The sequence below is a fragment of the Desulfosporosinus acididurans genome (genome assembly GCF_001029285.1).
Classification (GTDB): Bacteria; Bacillota; Desulfitobacteriia; order Desulfitobacteriales; family Desulfitobacteriaceae; genus Desulfosporosinus; species Desulfosporosinus acididurans.
Genome location: NZ_LDZY01000009.1, coordinates 96,028 through 116,876, shown reverse-complemented (window position 1 = coordinate 116,876; position 20,849 = coordinate 96,028). Strand labels below are relative to the sequence as shown.

General features: G+C 41.7%; 16 protein-coding genes and 1 riboswitch. Of the genes, 2 read left to right on the top strand and 14 right to left on the bottom strand.

The window, feature by feature from the left end; all coding sequences use genetic code 11:
* Nucleotides 1–65: 65 nt before the first annotated feature.
* Nucleotides 66–3,215: a molybdopterin-dependent oxidoreductase gene (locus DEAC_RS13670; RefSeq protein ID WP_047810629.1), complete on the bottom strand. Its 3,150-nt coding sequence runs from the start codon at nucleotides 3,213–3,215 to the stop codon at nucleotides 66–68.
* A 274-nt stretch (nucleotides 3,216–3,489) separates the two neighbouring features.
* Nucleotides 3,490–4,380 carry a 4Fe-4S dicluster domain-containing protein gene (locus DEAC_RS13665; RefSeq protein WP_200903135.1) on the bottom strand — a complete coding sequence of 297 codons (891 nt, stop codon included), beginning with the start codon at nucleotides 4,378–4,380 and terminating at the stop codon, nucleotides 3,490–3,492.
* 469 nt (nucleotides 4,381–4,849) lie between these two features.
* Between DEAC_RS13665 and DEAC_RS13660 the strand changes: the two genes are divergently transcribed.
* Complete coding sequence (locus tag DEAC_RS13660; RefSeq protein WP_047810628.1) at nucleotides 4,850–5,059, top strand: hypothetical protein; 210 nt, start codon at nucleotides 4,850–4,852, stop codon at nucleotides 5,057–5,059.
* A 64-nt stretch (nucleotides 5,060–5,123) separates the two neighbouring features.
* On the opposite strand, the gene DEAC_RS13655 is transcribed toward DEAC_RS13660, so the two are convergent.
* From DEAC_RS13655 to thiD, 6 genes are all read right to left on the bottom strand, one after another.
* Nucleotides 5,124–5,381 (bottom strand): hypothetical protein, encoded by a 258-nt coding sequence (locus DEAC_RS13655; protein ID WP_047810627.1) that lies wholly within the window; start codon nucleotides 5,379–5,381, stop codon nucleotides 5,124–5,126.
* A 30-nt stretch (nucleotides 5,382–5,411) separates the two neighbouring features.
* Nucleotides 5,412–5,732: a heavy metal-binding domain-containing protein gene (locus tag DEAC_RS13650; RefSeq protein ID WP_047810626.1), complete on the bottom strand. Its 321-nt coding sequence runs from the start codon at nucleotides 5,730–5,732 to the stop codon at nucleotides 5,412–5,414.
* Between the two features lie 71 nt (nucleotides 5,733–5,803).
* Nucleotides 5,804–6,598 carry a DUF3786 domain-containing protein gene (locus DEAC_RS13645; protein ID WP_047810625.1) on the bottom strand — a complete coding sequence of 265 codons (795 nt, stop codon included), beginning with the start codon at nucleotides 6,596–6,598 and terminating at the stop codon, nucleotides 5,804–5,806.
* Between the two features lie 71 nt (nucleotides 6,599–6,669).
* Nucleotides 6,670–7,383, bottom strand: a complete 714-nt coding sequence (gene deoD / locus DEAC_RS13640) for a purine-nucleoside phosphorylase (protein ID WP_047810624.1) — start codon at nucleotides 7,381–7,383, stop codon at nucleotides 6,670–6,672.
* Nucleotides 7,384–8,300: 917 nt separating this feature from the next.
* On the bottom strand, nucleotides 8,301–9,038 hold the full coding sequence (locus tag DEAC_RS13635; protein ID WP_047810623.1) for an SDR family NAD(P)-dependent oxidoreductase: 738 nt from the start codon (nucleotides 9,036–9,038) through the stop codon (nucleotides 8,301–8,303).
* A gap of 188 nt (nucleotides 9,039–9,226) precedes the next feature.
* Entirely contained in the window at nucleotides 9,227–10,030 is an 804-nt protein-coding gene (gene thiD / locus DEAC_RS13630) for a bifunctional hydroxymethylpyrimidine kinase/phosphomethylpyrimidine kinase (RefSeq protein WP_047810622.1), read from the bottom strand.
* Nucleotides 10,031–10,224: 194 nt separating this feature from the next.
* Nucleotides 10,225–10,338: riboswitch (TPP riboswitch) on the bottom strand.
* A 278-nt stretch (nucleotides 10,339–10,616) separates the two neighbouring features.
* Here thiD and DEAC_RS13625 point away from each other — a divergent pair.
* Nucleotides 10,617–11,945, top strand: coding sequence for a DNA recombination protein RmuC (locus DEAC_RS13625; RefSeq protein WP_152671404.1), 1,329 nt, complete (start codon nucleotides 10,617–10,619; stop codon nucleotides 11,943–11,945).
* A 179-nt stretch (nucleotides 11,946–12,124) separates the two neighbouring features.
* Here the strand turns inward: DEAC_RS13625 and cydC are convergent, their stop codons facing one another.
* The 6 genes from cydC to DEAC_RS13595 form a co-directional block, all read right to left on the bottom strand.
* Nucleotides 12,125–13,852 (bottom strand): thiol reductant ABC exporter subunit CydC, encoded by a 1,728-nt coding sequence (gene cydC / locus DEAC_RS13620; RefSeq protein WP_047810621.1) that lies wholly within the window; start codon nucleotides 13,850–13,852, stop codon nucleotides 12,125–12,127.
* Nucleotides 13,849–15,594 carry a thiol reductant ABC exporter subunit CydD gene (gene cydD, locus DEAC_RS13615; protein WP_047810620.1) on the bottom strand — a complete coding sequence of 582 codons (1,746 nt, stop codon included), beginning with the start codon at nucleotides 15,592–15,594 and terminating at the stop codon, nucleotides 13,849–13,851. Before cydD ends, cydC begins: the two co-directional genes overlap by 4 nt.
* Nucleotides 15,595–15,713: 119 nt before the next feature.
* Nucleotides 15,714–16,718, bottom strand: a complete 1,005-nt coding sequence (gene cydB, locus DEAC_RS13610) for a cytochrome d ubiquinol oxidase subunit II (RefSeq protein ID WP_047810619.1) — start codon at nucleotides 16,716–16,718, stop codon at nucleotides 15,714–15,716.
* Nucleotides 16,709–18,094 carry a cytochrome ubiquinol oxidase subunit I gene (locus DEAC_RS13605; RefSeq protein ID WP_047810618.1) on the bottom strand — a complete coding sequence of 462 codons (1,386 nt, stop codon included), beginning with the start codon at nucleotides 18,092–18,094 and terminating at the stop codon, nucleotides 16,709–16,711. The genes cydB and DEAC_RS13605 overlap by 10 nt, the downstream gene beginning before the upstream one ends.
* 401 nt (nucleotides 18,095–18,495) lie before the next feature.
* Nucleotides 18,496–20,382: an LTA synthase family protein gene (locus DEAC_RS13600; protein WP_242847157.1), complete on the bottom strand. Its 1,887-nt coding sequence runs from the start codon at nucleotides 20,380–20,382 to the stop codon at nucleotides 18,496–18,498.
* A gap of 154 nt (nucleotides 20,383–20,536) precedes the next feature.
* Nucleotides 20,537–20,806 (bottom strand): hypothetical protein, encoded by a 270-nt coding sequence (locus tag DEAC_RS13595; protein WP_047810617.1) that lies wholly within the window; start codon nucleotides 20,804–20,806, stop codon nucleotides 20,537–20,539.
* Nucleotides 20,807–20,849 lie beyond the last annotated feature (43 nt).

Genomic DNA, 20,849 nt, shown 5'->3' with positions numbered 1-20,849 from the left:
GCGATTACTGTTTCCTAAATCAATAACTGGCTCAAGGAGGGCCTAGTAAGTTGATGAAGATTGTATCAAACCTTTAGCACTTTAACCCAAGTGTCATAAAATGAAGCACTACCGCCAATCGGTTCACTGAGTGTTGTTCCGCGCAAATGGTCGTCTAAACGAAAAATCGGGTTAACATGGGTACCTTTAACTCTCCGAGAATCACCGTGAATGACAACTCCGTCAATTTCCATGTCATTTGCTCCATAAGCCCAGTGGCCATAATGAGTAGAAACCGCCACAACTCCTGGGCGAATCCCTTCTCGGATTTTAACTATTCCTTCGACATACCTCGAACGATCATTTCCTAAATCCTGAATTCCCTGAGGATTGCTCTTTGATGAGAGGCGCACCTTATCTCCATTTTTTAACCCTAATTGCTTAGCATCTTGGCTGTTGAGAAGAACGAAGTTCTGATTGGCAATATCCGTTTCCAGCCAGTAGTCAGCAATCGTTCGAGATTGAGTGCCGAAAACTTCTTTATACGTGATTAATTTATAATCACCATCAACGGGTACGGGCTGCCCCATCGAGTCTGTAATTTCATCGTAAACAGCATGCCCCCAAAAATACTGACCACTCATGGCATGCCTGGATGTTCCAATTTCTTCGAGATAAAAGCGCATAATACCGGTGAAAGGATATTTTTCTTGGTTGGAACTATAGGCATGATCATAACTTTCAAAACGCCCGCCTCGGTTTAAAACACAAACAACTTTTCGCCATTCCTCAGGCTTCAGAGCGCTCTTCCACTTTTCCTCGTTAAACAGTGAATCCGTGAGATTGCGACGGCTTTTCTGGAAGAGGAGGAGTTCCTTTTGATCGGCATCGGGAACAACCTCACCCGCTTTATCTCCGTAGGCAATATTAGCTACTAATTTTAAATACCAATCTTCAGGCCTTTTAAGGTCTATTCCCTTATCGAACCCATCTTGACCAAATCCTGAAAGTCCCATTTCTGCTGCAATAGCTAACATTAGAGTTTCCAGACAAATCGGCAGTTTTTCACCGTTTACAACTACTGTCTCCGTCAGAGGAGCGATCACTGGCTGACGAACGGATGATGTTTTAACCCGATAATGCTGTGGCATTTGCCCTGTGCCCCATTGCTCTAGATAAGAAATGTCCGGGAATATATAATCCGCATACATACTAGTCTCTCCAATAATGATATCGGACGCAATCAAAAGCGGTACCTTGCTGGTATCTAGTAATGTTTTAAGCTGATGGCTTCCTCCCGGAAGAGAGTACATGGGATTATGGGAATGGAGAAGCACTATTTTCATGGAATACGGATAAGCATCTGAAATCGAAGGCCACGTCTCCTGGGCAACATTACCACTAAACGGGTACCAAGGACGTAAAGCCGGGTACCCTTTAAATAAAGTGGACTCTTCATATTGCCATCCTTCACGAGTTATCGGAACCCCAAAGGCGCTTAGTTTTCCTGGATGAAGTTTATTCACGTTATACGGTTTATTGTGACCAGAGCTGCCCAGATAATCCCACCCACCTGCTGGCTTTGCTAATCCACCTTCCCAATTAGGGTTACCAATTAAGAAATTTAAAGCGATTAGAGCCTGAGCATTATACCAACCATTTGTATGTTTCACTGCACCACGATAGAACTCGACAGCTGCTTTTTTGCCATGAGATGTAAATTCCTTGGCAACATCGATGATGTCTTGGATAGCTAAGCCGGTGATGTCCGCATACTCCTGTAAAGTTCGTGAGAAAGCTTCCTCTTTAAGGAGCTGAAGAGAAGATTTTAGCATTATTCCCTCAAGTTGAGTTGTAACGAATAGTTCACCTTCAATTTCTTTTTGAGTGCTATTGGGATCCACTGCAATAAAATTCCCTTGGAAAAAAACAACAAATTGATTTTCCGTGCCCAATTTAACCTCATTGGCTCGTAAAAATTTCTCCGGTCGTCCGTTGACGATTTTGACCAAATATGAAGAATCGCTCCAGGTACTCTCCATGTCAGCATTTGCCGCTGCCAGATTGGCATTCTGCAGATATTTTTTATCAAAGCGATTATTCTCTAAAATCCACCGGATAAGTCCCAAGCCCAAGGCTCCATCGGTTCCTGGCTTAGAAGGCAGCCATTTCCAGGCTTTACTCGCCACCTTACTAAGTTGAGGATCGACGACTGCTAACTTTAGCCGTCCATTGATTATTCCATCCGTTATGGGCTCCGCTTCCTGAACGGGTCCATAGTTCGCTTCAAATACCCGAGTTCCGACGACAAGAACGAACTCCGTATTTGCCCAATCCGGACGAACAGTTTTTGTTCCTCCCGTCCATTTACCTTCTTTGAAAAGATTCGTTGAGGCAACCCAGGCCTTATTGCTGGTTTGGCCGCAGATGGAAGTTTTCTCAATCCAGTTAATACTGCCAAGTGCATTTTTCACAAATCGTCGTGTAAACTCAATCCTGCCATTATGAATACGTCCAACTTGGAAAAGAAATTGGTTGTTTTTGGGACCTAAATCCGGATGCTCAGGATCAATGAGATACTTAAGGTTGTCTTGATATTTCGACTTAAATTCCTGAACAGTCATTTTTTTGCTGCGGATGGACTCAACATCCTTTGCCATACTGGACATAAGCTTGGCGTCTCTCAAAATGGCAATATCCTTTATCCCCTGAATATTCCGTTCCTCACCAATTTCTTCAAATAACTGTCCACCATGAACAATTTCTTGTACAGCTTGATCGAAGGGAACCGATTTCCATTTCCCTGAGCCCCGCGGTCCTACCCGTTTGAGTACTTTGCGCAGTCGATATGGATCATAGGCAGTTTGGACTCCGGCTTGTCCTTTGCAACAACTCTTTCCATCCACTTGTGAGGAAACTAAAGGAGAAAGCGTATAGGACAGATTAGGCAGTAAGTTTGTTGAGCTATAGGGATTGCCGTCAATCTTCATAGCAACGCCATTAAGAAGCTTTACTTTTACCAGGCAGGCAGTAGTACATTGTAAACAGGTGGTATAGATAATGTTCTCTGGTTGTGCCAAGGGATAGAGATTTCCTTCTTCAGTCGTTGCTGCCTCAGCACTGGACGGCGTCCCCAATATACCCATTTGCGACGCTAATACACTGCATCCGCCTAATAAGGCTGTTGACTTAATAAAGTCGCGCCGTGTCAAGCCTGATTTTTGATTGGTATTCATGATGATTATTTCCTTCCATTAATTATAATATATGGACTTTCGGGAGTGAACTCGTTCAGCTAAAGCTGAACATCGGGGGGCTTCAGATACAATAATGTCCAGTGGACATTATTGCCGAGCCGCCTTTCCCAATAGGAAGACTTAGCGGCGAAGGAGGACTCTACCCCACCTGAAGTTACCGAAGGACCCACCCCCACTAAGTGTTGGGCCTGAATACTGGAAAAATTGTTTATTATCGCTTGCAGTAAAAAAGTTAGCATATCGTCTATTAAATTCAGACCAAGTAGTAGACATTGGGACCTGTTTTTAATTCCTCTTTTAACTTCATCACGGAATTCGATTTAATTAATCCATTGATTAAACTTGTATCATTGTTTAAATCACCAAAATACGTTGCACGGCCTAGGCATGTATTTACACAAGCGGGTAACATTCCAGCTTCAATCCGTTCAAGACAAAAATGACACTTGCGTACTTTGTTGATCGGTGGTTTTATTGAGCCAGGTTGGCGAAACCAATCTCCGCCATACTCAAACGAAGGTTCTGACTCATAGGGCTCATGCTGAGGAGTGGAGTTAGTATAATAACTCCCTTTATCAAAACTACGCGCTCCATACGGGCAAACAGAAATACATCTCTGACAACCAATACATTTGGTGTAATCAACCACTACCACGCCATCGTCTCGTTTATAAGTCGCAGCTACAGGGCAAACTTTAGTACAAGGTGGTATTGTGCAATGCATACATGGCTGAGGGAGAAAATGCAGCCTGACCTGAGGATATACACCGCCTTCCTGCTCGGTTACGGGACGATAAATAACCCCCGGAGGAAGAACATTCTCCGCTTGACAGGCAACAGTACATGAGTGACAGCCGATACACTTACGTAAATCTATAACCATAGCCCACTTTCGTTGTTGCTCTGGTTTTAACAAGGCCTGCTGAAGTTCACGCTGCATTCGAAGAACAATTTTATCAGAAGGGAAATCCTGTGTTAAAGGAATAGGAAAGTTCAAATCAGGAAGATTCTCCTCTGTTTTGGCCTTTGCTTCGGCAGCGATAAGCGCTGCACCGACTATTGCCCCTAAACCAATTTTGAGAGCTTTTGTGTTTGAATGAGTCTTAATGTCTCGATTAGGTTCCTGTTCCTGGTCATTAGGCACGTTCGTGTTCCTCCAATTGTAAATGAATTTGTTACTGTAAACGCAAATTGTATGTCCGAGTCATGCGAGATTTTGCGTTCTGACACGCTATATTGGCTTCGTATACAACACAACCTAAAGCCCAAGTTATATTGGGAACTTGGGCTTTAAGTTACTTTTAAAATATCAACATTGCAACAGCACCACTTAATATAGCTATTAATGCTACAGCACCTGCTGTAAGGAGAAGAACTTTCACCGAGAAAACTCGCTTGACCAATTTCGTGCTTTTTGCTGCATCTGTTCTTTAATGTCCCCTCTCGTTTGTATGGTCGGCGGTCTTTTCTCAATATAATGTAAATGTTATATTAAATAATAATACAACAATTATATGACATTGTTCAATATTTTCATAGAGAATATTGTCGGTTTTGATCGAAAACAAATACGCCGGAATTGGCATATACTGGTTATTAAAGGAGGTGCCAAAATGTTTCTTGGAAGAAATCGAGCGTTAAATCAAGGCGGAGAACTCGGAGGCACAGATGCAGGAGGTAATACTGAGTTCTTAAATCAGTCTAATCGAGCGATGCCCTACGGTATGCAACGCTTCTTAGCTAAAAAAGGGATTAACTCCTATGAGGACCTTGGGAGCAGATTTCAATCAGCTCCGCGAATGCCTTTTAGAAGGGCACGTTAATGGTTACTGAGATGATTAAAAAACAGCCTCCTCATTGTGAGGGGGCTGTTTGCTATGACTATGACTATCGCTTTAACTTTAATAGAACATTATCCGATGAAGACTTCGGTGTAATATCAATGATTTCGCCAGAGGCAAAATGAGTGTGAGTGTTATTCTTGTTAAAACTTCGGTAATGTTTTCTTTTCCAATAAAAACGTAAAACCCCTATTGTTCCGACCAGAAGAACACCCATTAATAGAATTCCCATGGTGAAAGCAGCCATTGTAATGACAAAGACCAAAATCGCCAAATACCAAAGAGCTTTATAAAATTTTGCCATATATCCTCCTTTTAGAGACAATGTAGTGAACTATTCAACATGTACGGCAGTACCAGAAGCACTAACCATCAGCATACTGCCATTTTGACCAATCACTTCGTAATCCAAATCGATTCCGACGACCGCATTAGCCCCTATTCGTGCTGCCCGATCTTCTAACTCTTTTAAAGCAACACTTCGCGCATCCTGCAGTTTCTCCTCATAAGCACCTGAGCGTCCGCCAATAATATCCGTAATACTGGCAAATATATCACGCATAATGTTGGCACCCATAATAGCTTCTCCGGTTACAATACCTAAATACGAGGTAATACGATGTCCTTCAATAGACGGGGTTGTCGATAAAATCATAGGTCTTCCCTCCCATATCGTAATCGTTTATCTCATTGCCGGAGCTTTAAATCTTAGCTCTCATTAAGATTTTAATGTCGTAAGGCAATCTTTTGAAACATCACCAAAAGACCAACACACAACCTATAAATTGAATCAAGCTGGAGATTAGCTTCTGCAGTCTCATCGAAAAATACATTTAATTTTGATTCAATGTCCTCTGTTGGTTTAGTGTAACAAAGGAGTAAAGGAACTTTAGGCAAGGGATACAAGGCAAGAGAAATATCTGCTTCAAAACTTGTCTGAACAGGTTTGCCGCTGAAAATATGAATCATATCTTCAATCAAGTCTGGGTGGTCATCGGTTAGTTGTTTTAACGGCTTTTCAAACCGTTGCTCGAAGAATGCAATCCAAACAGTCTCTTTACTAAGTTCTCTGAAAGGAACCCATTTTCCGCTAGGGGCTTTCCCGGCACTATAAATAACATAGTTGAGCAAAGGCACTATTACCCAGACATTAATATGGCAATCCGAGATAACAGTCCCCTCAGAATCAACGCCAAAATCCTTTCCCAAACATTTAATGATCAGCTTATCTCCGGATAGAGCAGCCCCTAACCGTTCTACTGATGCAGGAAAGTTTATCTTACCGATTTCTTTTTTCAAAGGTACGAGAACTTGCTTCAATTGCTCTTCCGGGGTCGATTGGCGGACGATTTTTCCTTCTAATTCCTCTATAAACGTCCTCTCTAAATGAGGACATCCAGTAAGACGTTTTTCTCCCTTGATTACTGCTGCAGCAAAAGCAAGACAGGTCGCCAGGCCGCATTGTCTGCAATTCGATCTAGGGAGCAATTTGTAAACTTCCAAAGGATTATCCAGTGACATGTAATTTGCCACCCCCCTATTTTGAGACGCTGAGGCTTAACATTGAGGTTCTACCCAGTAAAATCAAATGATTAATCTTCTAATTCTAATGCTGTTTCTAAGGCTATTTCAATCATATTGCGGAATGTTTTTTGTCGCTCTTCGGAGGTTGTAATTTCATGCGTTATAAAGCTATCGCTGACAGTCATTATCCCAAGTGCCCTGACGTTAAATTTGGCAGCTAAAGTATAGAGGGCAGCCGCTTCCATTTCCACTGCCAAAACTCCAAACTTAGCCCAGTGCTTCCAATCATCAGGTTCATCCCCATAAAAGGTATCCGTGCTTAATATATTGCCGACACGAACAGGGACCCCCAATTTCTGAGCATTATTATAGGCTTTCATGAGTAAGGAAAAATTAGCGGTTGGAGCATAATCCATATTGTTGAATCTAAGTTTGTTCATGTTGGAATCAGTTGAGGTACTCATTGCCAGAATGACATCCTTAAGATGAATATCCTCCTGCATAGCACCACAAGTACCGATGCGAATTAAATTCTGAACTTTAAACTCTGTAATTAGTTCATTGACATAAATTGAGATTGAAGGCATTCCCATTCCTGTTCCTTGAACAGAAACTCGTTTTCCTTGATAAGTACCTGTAAATCCGAACATGCCTCTTACTTCATTATAACAAACAACATCCTGAAGAAAGGTCTCTGCTATGAACTTTGCTCTCAAAGGATCGCCGGGTAAAAGAACGGTCCTTGCAATCTCGCCTTCTTTAGCGCCAATATGTATACTCATAAACGTCACCTTCCTAAATTAAACAATTTTGATCAATCCTATTTTATCCTATTCGATGATAATCTGTCCACTTTAATGAAATAAGCCCACCAAAAGGCGGGCTTATTTCTAAAATCTAATCCAAAAATTTTCTTCATTTATCCTCTAAGAAACTATAGGCAGTACGTTCCTAACCGTACTAGGAAAGAAGAAAAAGGTTCCCTCCGATTATGCTGTCCCGGAGGGACAAAGAGGATATACATGAAAAAGACTTAAGGACATATGTCCTTCCGCCTTATTATACAATATTCACAGGGATTTGTATTGGTTTGCTTCGTGGTAAGTTTTAGGTAAAGGCCCTGGAGGGGTTTTAACCCTCTGCATTTACGCCACTGCGTGGTGCAAACGTAGAAAAGGCCACCAAATTAGTGGCCTTTCTTTTAACTGATATATCCCGCAAAGTCCCCCCAGAATTAATGGATAAACGGCTCTGGATTAATTTTCAACATACTCACTAAAAGAAATATGAACCAAATCAAGTTAGGTTAGCAAACTAATCTCGACAAATCCTCCACTACTTCTGATAAAATGTGTTTCGGAAACAATCCTCTGAAATCTCGACCTAATTTCCCAGCAGAATCAATGACTTACTGATTACCAAAGAAATTTTATGGGACTAACGACAACAGAGTTACGGGGAGGAACTTTGCGGGAAAGCTTTCTTAAAAGAAAAAACTACCTTCTTACTAGGTAGTTATCAATTCAACGAATTCAGCACCCATTAAAACCGCAATGCTGAAAACCTCCGAAGAATCGAAACTTTACCTAGCATGCCCTAACAAGAACTAAACTGAATCTTTTTTATTCATTGACTATAATTTAATTATAATCATATTTTAATTCTTGTCAAGTGCCTTATTATACCAGAGTTGTATGATTTAGATGAAATTTCCGCCGTCCACAACAATCGTTTGCCCAGTTACAAAGCCGGCATGGGCAATAAGTGCGTAAACAACTTCGGCGATATCATCCGGGGTAGCCACCCGTCCGAGGGGAGTACCGGCTGCAAGATGGGCGATATGTTCATCCTTACCTGCTACCCAACGCGTCTGCACAATTCCCGGAGCTACAGCATTGACCCTAACCTCAGGCGCTAGAACGCGAGCTAAAGATTTATTAATGCTGACAACGGCAGCCTTGGAGGCTGAATAAGCAATAGAGCTGCCTAATCCCGTCAGGCCGGCAATGGATGCCATGTTGACGATACATCCCCGAGTTTTCTTAAGTTCCGGGGCGGCAGCACGGGAGCAGAAGAACGTTCCTTTAACATTTACTCCCATAATGTCGTCCCAATATTCTTCTTTTAAACCTTCTAAATCAGCATGATCTACAAAGTGAGTCATACCGGCATTATTCACAAGAATGTCTAATTTCCCAAAGTCGTTAACAACCTTCCTGATCATTAATCTGACGTCTTCATCCTTTGCGATATCGGCCCGGTAAGTTAGACAACGAACTCCCAAACTTTCGACCTCGGCCTTTGTCGTTAAGGCGTCATCTTCCGAACGGGAATAATTAACGGCAATCTGGACACCAGCTTTAGCAAGAATCAGGGCGATTGCTCTCCCGATTCCCGTACCACCGCCAGTAATTAAAGCTATTTTTCCTTGCAGCATTCAAACTCCTCCTCTACGTCTTAGTTCTGTATTATAGAAATTTTAAATATTGAATTCTAGTATAACGCACCCTCTAAAACTGTACAAGTTTAATCCGGAGTCTCTTACCCAGAGCTTAAGATTCCAAAAAACATAAAACAAATCACTTTTCTGATTTGTCGTCTAAATCTTGAACTAATGCTTAACCTTCAGTTCATCATTCCCGCTTTCTTATACAACTCATAAAAGTGATGAGTCGGTCCAACACCTTTGCCAATCTCTAAAGAGTGTTCAATCGCTGCGGAAATGTATTCTTTAGCACGAGAAACAGCTTCGTCAAGAGAATAGCCCAGGGCAAGGTTAGAAGTTATAGCTGAAGAAAGAGTACAGCCAGTTCCATGGGTATTCTTTGTCACAATTCGTTTTGAAGCATAATACTCAAAGCCTTGACCATTATAGAGAATATCTATTGAATCATCCTCCAGGTGTCCGCCTTTAAGAAGAACATTCTTAGCTCCCATTTGGCGAATTATTTTAGCAGCCGCTTCCATCTGGGGAAGATTACGAATTGACATTTTCGTCATCACTTCTGCTTCCGGAATATTAGGTGTTACGACGGTCGCTAAGGGTAAAAGCTTACGAATAAGCGTCTCCTCGGCTTCTGGATTTAACAAATGGTAACCGCTTTTTGATACCATGACTGGATCCAGCACAACGTTCTGCGGAGAATAGTTTTTTAGAGATTCGGCAATGACCTCAATAGAGGAAATTTGAGAAACCATGCCGATTTTGAGACCATCGACCTCAATATCTTCAAAAATCGCCTTAATTTGAGCTGCTATCATCTCTCTGGAAATATCTTGAACGGCAAAAACTCCTTGTGTGTTTTGAGCCGTGACGGCGGTAATAACGCTCATGCCAAAAATGCCATGTGCGGAAAAGGTTTTGAGATCGGCTTGAATTCCTGCTCCACCACTACTGTCTGAGCCGGCAATTGTAAGCGCTTTTTTCATTGTTCTCCCCCCATGATTTTTCATCTAATCGTGAGACTCCCACTTCTACAAGTGGGAGTGGCCCCCGTTCTCCGCTTCGGTGGGGGTAGAGTCCCCCACCGAAGCCCCGATGTTCAGCTTTAGCTGAACGAGTTCACTCTTTCATATAAAAAGAGCCTATCTCCAGAATAGGAGTTAAGCTCTTAATTATTTAAACCGTAAGAGTAACTGCTTACCTACGCTGGCATTATCCAGATCAGGTTTATAGGGTCCTAGACTTTCCAGGGTCTAAATCTCAGCCGGCCTTTCCAGCTCCCCCGCTCTATATGCTTTTTTAAAACTTAACACGCTCGAAATCGAAAGTCAACTCTTTGAGCTCGGTCAAACCATGATTTTCGATTTGTTTGAAAGCTACAGAGACACTTGATCGTCCATGACCGGCGGTAGACTTGAGGTATTTCTCAGAGGTTTTGCGGAACTCCCGCATAAGTGAATGGACGAAACCTGGAATGCGAAGGTGTTGAAATCACAAATATACGAGATAAACAGCGAAATGTCTTTTAAGTGTGTTATTGTAATTATAGATTTAAACTTAGGAGGCATTTTAATGGGAGATCCTTTACTTATGACTTTAATAGTTCTGGCAAGTATTTCGTTACTCTTACTTATTCTCTTACTCTTTCGCTCTTCTCAAAATTCAATGAACCATTTCCAGGGGAAATTCGAGGTATTGGAGAAGGGCCTTGAACGCAGCGAGCGCTTAGTTCATGGTGAAATCTCTAAAAATCGCGAAGAATCAATGCTCAACGCACGTCAGGTGCGGGAAGAACTAAGCCAAACGCTTCATTCCTTCAACGATTCAGTTTTGACGCGTATGGCGGAGATTGCTTCCCTCCAGCGTAATCAGTTGGATATTTTTTCAGATCAGTTAGGCTCGCTAACAAAAACCACTGATTTAAAATTGGAACGCCTGCGTCATACTGTCGAAGAACGGCTTACACAGATTCAACAGGATAACGCTCATAAATTAGACCAGATGCGCGCCACCGTCGATGAGAAACTCAGCGCTACCCTTGAACAGCGACTGGGAGAATCCTTTAAATTAGTCAGTGAGCGGCTTGAAGCCGTCTATAAAGGGCTTGGGGAAATGCAGACGTTAGCCTCCGGTGTTGGAGATTTAAAGAAAGTCTTAACCAATGTAAAAACGAGAGGCATTATGGGTGAGATTCAACTGGGGAATTTACTTGAACAAATCCTTACTCCCGAACAATATGCAACCAATGTCCCGACAAAGCTCGGAAGTAATGACCGCGTTGAATTTGCCCTTAAATTACCGTCACGGGATGATCAGGATAGTATCCTTTGGTTACCCATTGATGCCAAATTTCCCTTGGAGGACTATGAACGATTGCTGGAAGCACAAGAACAGGTAAATGTCCCGCGGGTTGAAGAGTTGGCTAAATCTCTGGAGAATCGCCTTAAGTCAGAAGGTAAAAGTATTCATGATAAATATATCGATCCGCCCCACACAACGGATTTCGGCATCATGTTTCTGCCTATTGAAGGCTTATATGCCGAAGTTTTGCGGCGCCCAGGTTTATGTGAATTCCTGCAGCGCGAATATAAGGTGATCATCACCGGTCCAACGACCCTCGCTGCACTTCTTAACAGTCTACAGATGGGCTTCAGAACCTTAGCCATTGAAAAACGATCGAGTGAGGTTTGGAACCTCTTGGGTGCAGTCAAAACGGAATTTGGAAAATTTGTGGAGATCCTTGAGAAAACCCAGAAAAAGCTTCAAGAAGCAAGTAATACTATTGATTCGGCAACGAAAAAATCACGCACTATTGTACGAAAACTTAAAACTGTTCAATCGTTGCCAGTAAATGAAACAAACCTACTCTTAGAACAGAATGAAAGTAATATTGAGGACTAATCGGGTTCCCTGCTGTCAGTTTCTTTTGTTAAGAATTGGCAGCTCTTTTAATCTCCAGGAGATAATTTTTCAGCAAATTAACTAACTCATGAAACTCCCACTTCAAGTGGGAGTAGTTCCCATACCTTGCTTCGGTGGGAGTAAAGCCCATCCTTCAGGGCATTAGCATTTATTATGGGCTAACTAACAAATCTTGCTCGATTCCATAACTCATTATATTCCCCCTCGAATTGAAGGAGCTCTGTATGCGTCCCCTGTTCAATTACTCTTCCGTTGCCGAGCAGCATAATCTCGTCCATGCTCTCTAGACCTAAGATGTTGTGAGTTATCAATATTATTGTTCGCTCCTCCAGAAGATGAAAGACTTCCCTTTGCACCTCGCTTTCAGTAAGCGAATCAAGGCTTGCAAATGCTTCGTCTAGAATTATGAGCGGTGCATTCTTTAGTAAGACACGGGCAATAGCTAAACGCTGCCTCTGCCCGCCGGAAAGTTTTAAACCTCCTTCACCGACATAACTATCATAGCCTTGGGGTAAGGACAGGATGAACTCGTGGAGCTGGGCCTGTTGAGCAACCTCAATCAGTTCCTGATCTGTGGCCGATGGTTTGGCCAGAAGAAGATTTTCCTTAATCGTTGCATTAAAAAGATAGGTCTGTTGAGAAACGACTGCGAATAAGTCCCTCAGTCGTTCTAAATCATATTCCGGCAACGAATGTTCAGCCAAGAATATTTTGCCCTTCTCAGGTTCCCAAAATCTTAAGACAAGGTTAATGATACTGGTTTTGCCCACTCCGCTCGGTCCAACGATTGCCGTTTTGCTTCCCTCTGAAATGGCCAAAGACAGATCTTTCAGAACCCAAGGTTCATCTTGGTTATAACGAAAACTCACATCTTGGAAACGTAAATCCAAATTATTTCCTGGGGGAAGAAGATCGCCCTTGTCATTTAGCTCGTGTTTGTTCTCTATTAGCTCTAACAAACGATCAGCCGCCGCAAGGTTTTCTTCACAATAGTTAGGGAGCATGGCTAGGGGGAAAATTGCTTCGAAGCTGCTTAACGTTCCAAGAGCCAACATTCCTAAATCAACTCCCTTTAACCTCCCTGCTTCCACAAGCAGAATTCCCCAGACAAGGACAGACAGCATGCCAAGATTGGCAATCAATCCCATCAGTGATGAGGAAAGTGCTGAAAGCTTCACGAGTTTACGCTCATGCTCGATTATCTTGTTACTTGTCCGTTCAATTTTGTGCAAGTGTTTACTGACCTGATTATAAGATAACAGTTCGGTCATTCCCAACAGGCCGTCAGCAACTTGGGTATTTAATTCTGCTTTAAGGGAGATAATCCGAGTTGAGATACCCCTCCCCAGTATCTTAATTAACCAAGGCAGTAATAGACCTGCCATTAAGAAACCGGCAGCAAGAATATAGGAAAAACGAATATCGAACCTCGCTAAAAAAACTCCATATCCCAGCAAAACCAGGAAAGCTACCAGAGGCGGAGCAAAAACTCGAAGATAAAAATTCTGCTGTGTCTCCACGTCCCCAACAATTCGGCTTAAAAGATCAGCACTGCGGTAGTTGCTTAAACGAGCCGGAGCAAGGGGCTCTATTTGTTCATAAAACGTTACCCGAATTCGGCTTAAAACACGAAACGTCACATCATGGGACAAATAACGCTCCAGATAACGGAAGACAGCGCGCGATAGCCCGAAAAAGCGCACTCCTACGATGGTTACCATCAAATCCAGAATGGGAGGATGCAGAGCAGCTCGAGCCAAAAGATAAGCGGACGCAGCCATTAAACCAATATGACTGGTAACAGTAAACACGCTTAAGACCAGGGCTAACAGTATTCTTGGCCAATAAGGAATCAGCAAACGAATTAACCAGATTAGTCTTTTCATAATGAGAGCCCTCTTGCTTTCTGAACAAGCTGATAATACAGCCCTCGTTTTATCATTAAACCATCATGGTTTCCCTCTTCAACGATGCGGCCTTGATCCAAGACAAGAATTCGATTTGCCTGCCGAATGGTATTAAGCCGATGAGCGATGATAATGCTGGTCTTCCCTTGAGCTAAATTCCAGAGAGCTTCCTGAACAGCCTTTTCACTCACGAGGTCTAAAGAAGACGTCGGTTCATCGAAGATAAGCAGCGGAGGATTTTTTAAAAAAATCCTCGCCATGGCAATTCTTTGAGCTTGACCTCCACTTAAACGATACCCACCCTCACCCAGGATTGTGTGGTACCCGCGGGGAAATGTCATTATAAAATTGTGAGCATTGGCGCTCTCCGCCGCCTTGATGATCTCGTTCATAGTCGCTTCGGGTTTTCCGAGAGTAATATTTTCTAAAATGCTGCCGGCAAAGAGATAGGGATTTTGAGAAACATAGCCAATCTGTTCTCGCCATATATTGGGTGAGATGGTCTGAAGCAGCTCTCCGTTGATAGAAATTTGACCTTCTGAAGGCTGAATAAAGCCCATTACAAGTTGAACCAAAGAGGTCTTCCCTGCCCCGCTGGGGCCGACAAGGGCAATAGTTTCCCGGCAATTCAAAGATACAGTGATATCTTGTAATGCCGGAGTATCCTCCTGCTCGTAGGTTAAGGTAACATGGTCAAACTTAATTTGATAATCGTCTGCCAAAATCCTTGAATGGCGGGTATCGGAATTAGGCTCGATGCTAAGATTTGGCTGAGGAACGTTTAAAATCTCAAAAATTCTGTCAGCAGCATTTACTCCGGATAGTCCAGCATGAAAATTTAAGCCAAGTGTTCTTAAAGGAGTATAAAATTCAGGGGCCAGCAATAAAAGAAACAACCCGGAAGAGAAAGAAAGTGTACCGTAAACAAGTCTTAAGCCAATAGCGACTGCAACAAGTGCAGTACTCATTGTCGCCAAAAATTCAAGAACCAGAGCCGATAAAAAGGCAATTCGCAGCACACTCAGTGTCGACTCTCGAAAGGATTCACTGACCCTGGCAATAACTCTAATCTGATCTTTAGCCCGTCCAAATAGTTTTAAAGTAGTGATTCCGCGCAAGATATCCAGAAAATGTCCGCTCATCCAACTCAAACGCTGCCACTGCTGTAACGACTTTTTCTCAGCTAATTTGCCAATCATCACCATAAAGATGGGAATCAGAGGTCCTGTTAAAAGAAGAATGCTCCCAGATTTCCAATCCAAGGGAAAAACAAAGGCTAAGATGATCAGCGGGATACCGACCGCTATCAGAAGCTGAGGCAAATATTTGGCAAAATAATCTTCAAGAGCATCTGTTCCGCCAACAATAGTTGAGATGACTTCGCCGCTCTTTTCTCCCCGAACATAAAAAGGACCTAAAGCAAATATCTTTTGCAGCAATCGCTGCCGCAAATCGCTTTTAACACGCAAGGCTGCTTCATGGGCACATACTTCGCTTGACCATTGAAAGAGAGCCTTAACGACGACAATGGCCAAAATTAAACCCAGAGCATGGTCAACAGCTTTAAAGGGCGCCTTAGCAAGAAATACTTTAGCGACAATCTGAGAAAAATACCAAGCTTGGGCAACGGCCAGGAGTGAAATTCCGACACTCAGACCAACGGTAAGTATAAGGTACCCCTTCACTTGCCTCCCTTCATTTATTAATCGCTTATCAAACATGCCATTCATCTCCTAAACCTTAGCATGACTAGACGAAAAAATGAGGGCTTAGTTTTCCAAGGCATTCACAGTCGAAGTAAAAAATGGAATCCTTGGAGAACAGGCCCTCAGGCTTATTTTTAATAATGCAGGTCTTTTTCAGTAACCCGTTTACGGAAAACCCAATAAGTCCAGCCTTGATAAAGTAAGACGATAGGAACCATGGTAAACGCTACGATGGTCATGATTTTCAAAGTATAAGGACTGGATGAGGCATTATAGATTGTCAAACTCCAATTCGGATTTAAACTTGAAATCATAACGTGAGGGAAAAGTCCCCAGAACATTGCCACAGTAAATAAGAGGATTGTCAAGCCATTCAGGACAAAAGCAGCTTTCACCTTTTGCGAACGCAATAAGACATTGGCAAGTACTAGAGTAATACCTGAGGATAATAAGGTGATTCCGGCGCCCAGGCTGGAAAATAGTCCTGTTTGGAAGTACGTGCAGCCCGCCATGATTAGGACGATGACAATAGCTAATAAGCCAACACTTCGGGCTGTTTTCGCAGCTTTTTCAGCCATTTTCCCTGTAGTTTTAAGACTAAGAAACAAAGCACCATGAAAGACAAAAACAAAAAGTGTCGTTAAACCGCCGATAATTGTATAGGGAGAAAGCAGATCAAAGAACGTTCCGACGTATTGCATCTTCGCATCAATGGGTACTCCCTTAATGAGATTTGCTACAGCAACTCCCCAGAGAATTGCCGATAAGATACTCCCCGTGAAGATTGCCCAATCCCAAGAAGTACGCCAGCCGGCGCTTGAATGACTGCTGCGAAACTCAAAAGCCACTCCCCTTATGATCAAGGCCACTAAGACTAAAAACAAAGCGAGAAAAAAACCGCTGAATAAGGTAGCATACCAATTGGGAAACGCTGCAAATATAGCTCCCCCTGCCGTAATCATCCAGACTTCATTGCCATCCCAATGGGGACCGATGGTATTAATAATTTGACGGCGATCCACATCATTCTTTCCTAGGATAGGCAAGAGTATGCCTACGCCAAAATCAAATCCTTCGAGGAAAAAGAAGCCGACAAACAAAACAGCGATTAAGATAAACCATAAACTATTTAAGTCCATAACGACGCCCCCTTCATTTCATGATTCAGTGCCTCCGGGCTTGCCTCTTCAGGACCTTGTTTGATAAATTTAACGAGGAGATAAACATCGGCAATAGCTAAAATCGAATAGATCAGTGCAAAACCGATTAGGGCTATGAGCATTGACGCCGCAGGTACGGAAGTCGAAACAGCCGCGTCCACTTTTTGCAGACCATAAACAATCCAGGGCTGACGACCGACTTCTGCCATATACCAACCCGAGGTATTGGCAATATACGGAATGGGAATTGTAAAAAGTAAAAGCTTTAAGAACCAAGTCTTTTGCTCTAAGCGTTTTGATTTATAGAAATACAATCCTAAAAGAGACATTACAACCAGCCACATCCCGGCCGCAAGCATAATTCTAAAGCTCCAGAACAGAGATGTTACGGGCGGAATATAGTTTCCCGGTCCATATTGCTGCACATCGGCAGCCTGAAGTTCATTAATTCCTTTAACCTCCCCGGTAAACCTATCATAAGAAAGGAAACTCAACATGCCGGGAATTTCAAGTTGAGACGTATTTTTATGCCCTTGTTCATCAATAGAGGCAAAAACCAACAAGCCGGCGGGATTTTCAGTCTCCCAATGTGCTTCCGCGGCAGCCATCTTCATAGGCTGAACCTTAACAAGATACATGCCTTGTAAATGCCCAATACCGGCAACTCCGAAAGTACTAATTATTCCAAAAACTACGGCCATATGAAAAGAACGGCGAAATACGTCCAGATGGTTCTTTTTGATTAGATGATAAGCACTAATTCCCATTACGAAAAAGGCAGCAGTAACAAAACCGCTTAAAACGGTATGAGGAAATTGATAGAATACATGTGGGTTGGTCACTAAAGCTAGGAAACTTGTCATTTCTGCCCGGCCATGACGCAAAGCATAGCCTACGGGCTCCTGCATAAAAGAGTTGGCAATTAAGATCCAAAGTGCTGATAAATTCGAAGATATAGCTACTAACCAGATACTAAGCAAATGTACCTTTTTGGGCAATCTATCCCAGCCAAAAACCCATACACCCAAAAAGGTTGATTCCAAGAAAAAAGCTAACAAGGCTTCAACGGCTAAAGGTGCCCCGAAAATATCTCCGACAAAGCGGGAATACTCAGACCAGTTCATACCGAATTGAAACTCCTGAACCAAGCCCGTGACAACACCCATGGCAAAATTGATCAGGAATAATTTGCCCCAAAACTTAGTCATTTTTTTATAGGTTTCATTGCCTGTTCTTACGTACCAGGTCTCCATCAGAGCAACTAAAACTCCAAGCCCTAAGGTCAGGGGTACGAATAAGAAATGATAAGATGTTGTAACTGCAAACTGTAATCTAGATATTATTAGTTGAGTCATCACTGCACCTCCGCTTTCATTTTTAACTCAAACTACGTCTATTTAGACATAGGGTTTTTTTTACACAATCTACCACCCCATTTCCTATCCTTCATTGATAATTGAAGCTTTGTAAGATAAGTCCGTTGATTGAAGTTTGGTTTAGTTTGTGGATAAACTGGATTAACTGAATCAGAGTGAAGTACTTTTGCTTATATATGTATTATTTACTTTATTGTTATTATACTAATTATAAATAAATTCGTCAACAGAGATATTGTCGAAGAATTGTTGACAGCAAGGAATAGAACCACTCCCACTTGTAGAAGTGAGCTTCTGACAATTGGATAAATAACTTATGCCTAAGCCAGCCTGGAATTCCTAACTGACTTAGGCATATTAGTCTTTAACTATTCCTCAAATTATTTATAACCTTGTGCTTTAAAGTAATTCTTCTCAATAACAAGATCTGCTAAATCTATTCCTGTTATTTCTTGATTTTTCTCAGTCTCGGAGGAGGCTTGTCCTACGTATTCTTTATTAGCTAAAACAGCAAAATTCTTATGCGTATTTAAGAGGTTTCGTCCAAAGGCAGTGTTTTGATACGTTTTTTCACTAATACCCATTAAAGAAGCTATTGTCGGCAGAGTATCAATCTGGCCTCCGGTAATTTTTAGCTCTTGCCCATTCATTCCTTTATGAAAAATAATCAGGGGAATTCGTTTGCTGTCATCAAGCCACCAGCTTTCTTGGGGCTGTACTTGCTTAACTTCATCATCATAATATTTATGAACACCGGTATGATCACCGTAAATAACCACTACGGAATTGTCCAAAACTCCTTGTTGGTCCAAAGTATTCAGGAACTTTCCGATCTGTTCGTCGGTATAATGGACGCTTTGGAAATATCCCCCCAGCTTCGATTTGTTTAAGTTATCACTTAACTTGAGAGTTCGATATTGAGCGGGCAGATCAAACGGATTGTGACTCGTCAAGGTGACTATAAAATTGTAGAAAGGCTGTTTTTCATTTTCGATAATTGGTGCAATTTGCTTTAAGTAGCTTCCATCGCTGATCCCTAAGCCAATTTTCTCAGTTTCCTTAAAATGAGAAGAATCAATAGTTTTTTCAAAACCTATAGACTTCAGAGCGGGCATCCAATTCCAATAGGACCCCTTGTCGGGATGAATAGCTACCGTTGCATACCCTTTATTGGCCAACATTTTTGGCAAAGAATTATAGGTATTATTGGGAAAGCGGAAAAACGTAGCCCCCGTTCGTATAGGGTAAACGGAAGTGTTGGTCATAAGGTCGGCATCGGAACTCGTCCCATTATTCACTTGTTCATAAAAATTAGAGAAATATAGGCTGTTTGCTAGTAATTTATTTAGGTTAGGTGTAATTTCCTGTCCATTAATTTTTTGCTTAATGACAAAATTCTCAAGCGACTCTACTTGAATCACGATAAGGTTCTGATTGGCAAACCTACCGAAATATTGATTTGGAGGCAGATTTTCTTGCTTTTCTTTAAACCAATTCTTGATTTCAGCGGTTTGCTGTGGGGTAATCGGCTGGATATTTTTATTTTTGTAAAAATTATATAAATCAAATGCATGATAACCTAAAGGCGACAAATTGGACATGGTTTGGTTCGGAGACCAAGATACTCTAAACAACATTGTCTTGTTGTTTCCATGTAGATCAAGTTGATAATGCTGATAATAGATATACGAAATGGGCAGCAGCAATGTCAGTAAAAAGGCAATTCCGCTTCGATTCCTATGGAGATAAAGTGTTTTTTTACCAAGGCCAAGGGTAAGATATATTATAAGATCTATGATCATAAAGATATCAATAGGACGAAGCATAGAAATTATGCTGTTTGATAAATTATCAAGATTCGTAGTCTGACTAAAGATATAGGGAGAAATAAAACTATTAAATCCACGATAGTACATTAAATCAGCGATTAATAATAGGGTTATTAGGCTATTGCAAAACTGCAGGAACCAAAAGCGTGCCCGCCCTCGGAATAAAAAGCTAAAGCTTAGCGGAATCAGAATCATGGAAATATAGACAAGGATCGGCGGAGGTGAACTAAAACTAAAGAATGCCTTCATGAAGCTGAATTTTGAGGAATCGTCATTATTAACTAAGCCTAGAAATAGAACAAACTTTAATAAGATTGTCAAAACCATGGAAAAAAGTAAAATGTTGTTTTTCAGGAACTGCACGAGTCCAAATCTCTGTCGTTTTTCGAAAAAACCACGAGTTTGAGATGGCGGCAAATTTAACGGATTGTAGATCAATGGTTCCTCATGTTGTGACAGAATATATCAATCCTTTACAATATATTTAGGCACATTTGAAATATTCGAGAAATATCCAAAAATTCCTCTATTTTTCCCGAAGGAGTTCGTGTATTAACACGCCCTCCTTTCCGGGACAAAATATTTGGCATTTCTAGTGTAAAGTATTCGGACGATCTTCAAAGACTGTTTTGAAATTCTCATTATTAATAATTTGGGCTATTAACTCTCTTTTTTCAGCAGCAGAATATTCATAAAAAATCGGATTGAGATCCCATTCGTGATTTGCAGGATAATAGCGCAAGTTTGCTCTAACAGTTTTTTCTGAGCCGTTGTTCTGGAAGACGAGAGTTAAAGCATAATTGTTAAAGTTATATTCAGGATCAAATCCCGCGCCATTAACTGTAACATCGAAAATTTCCATCATAAATCCTCCCGTTTCACCTCTTGTTTACTCTTTAGTATGT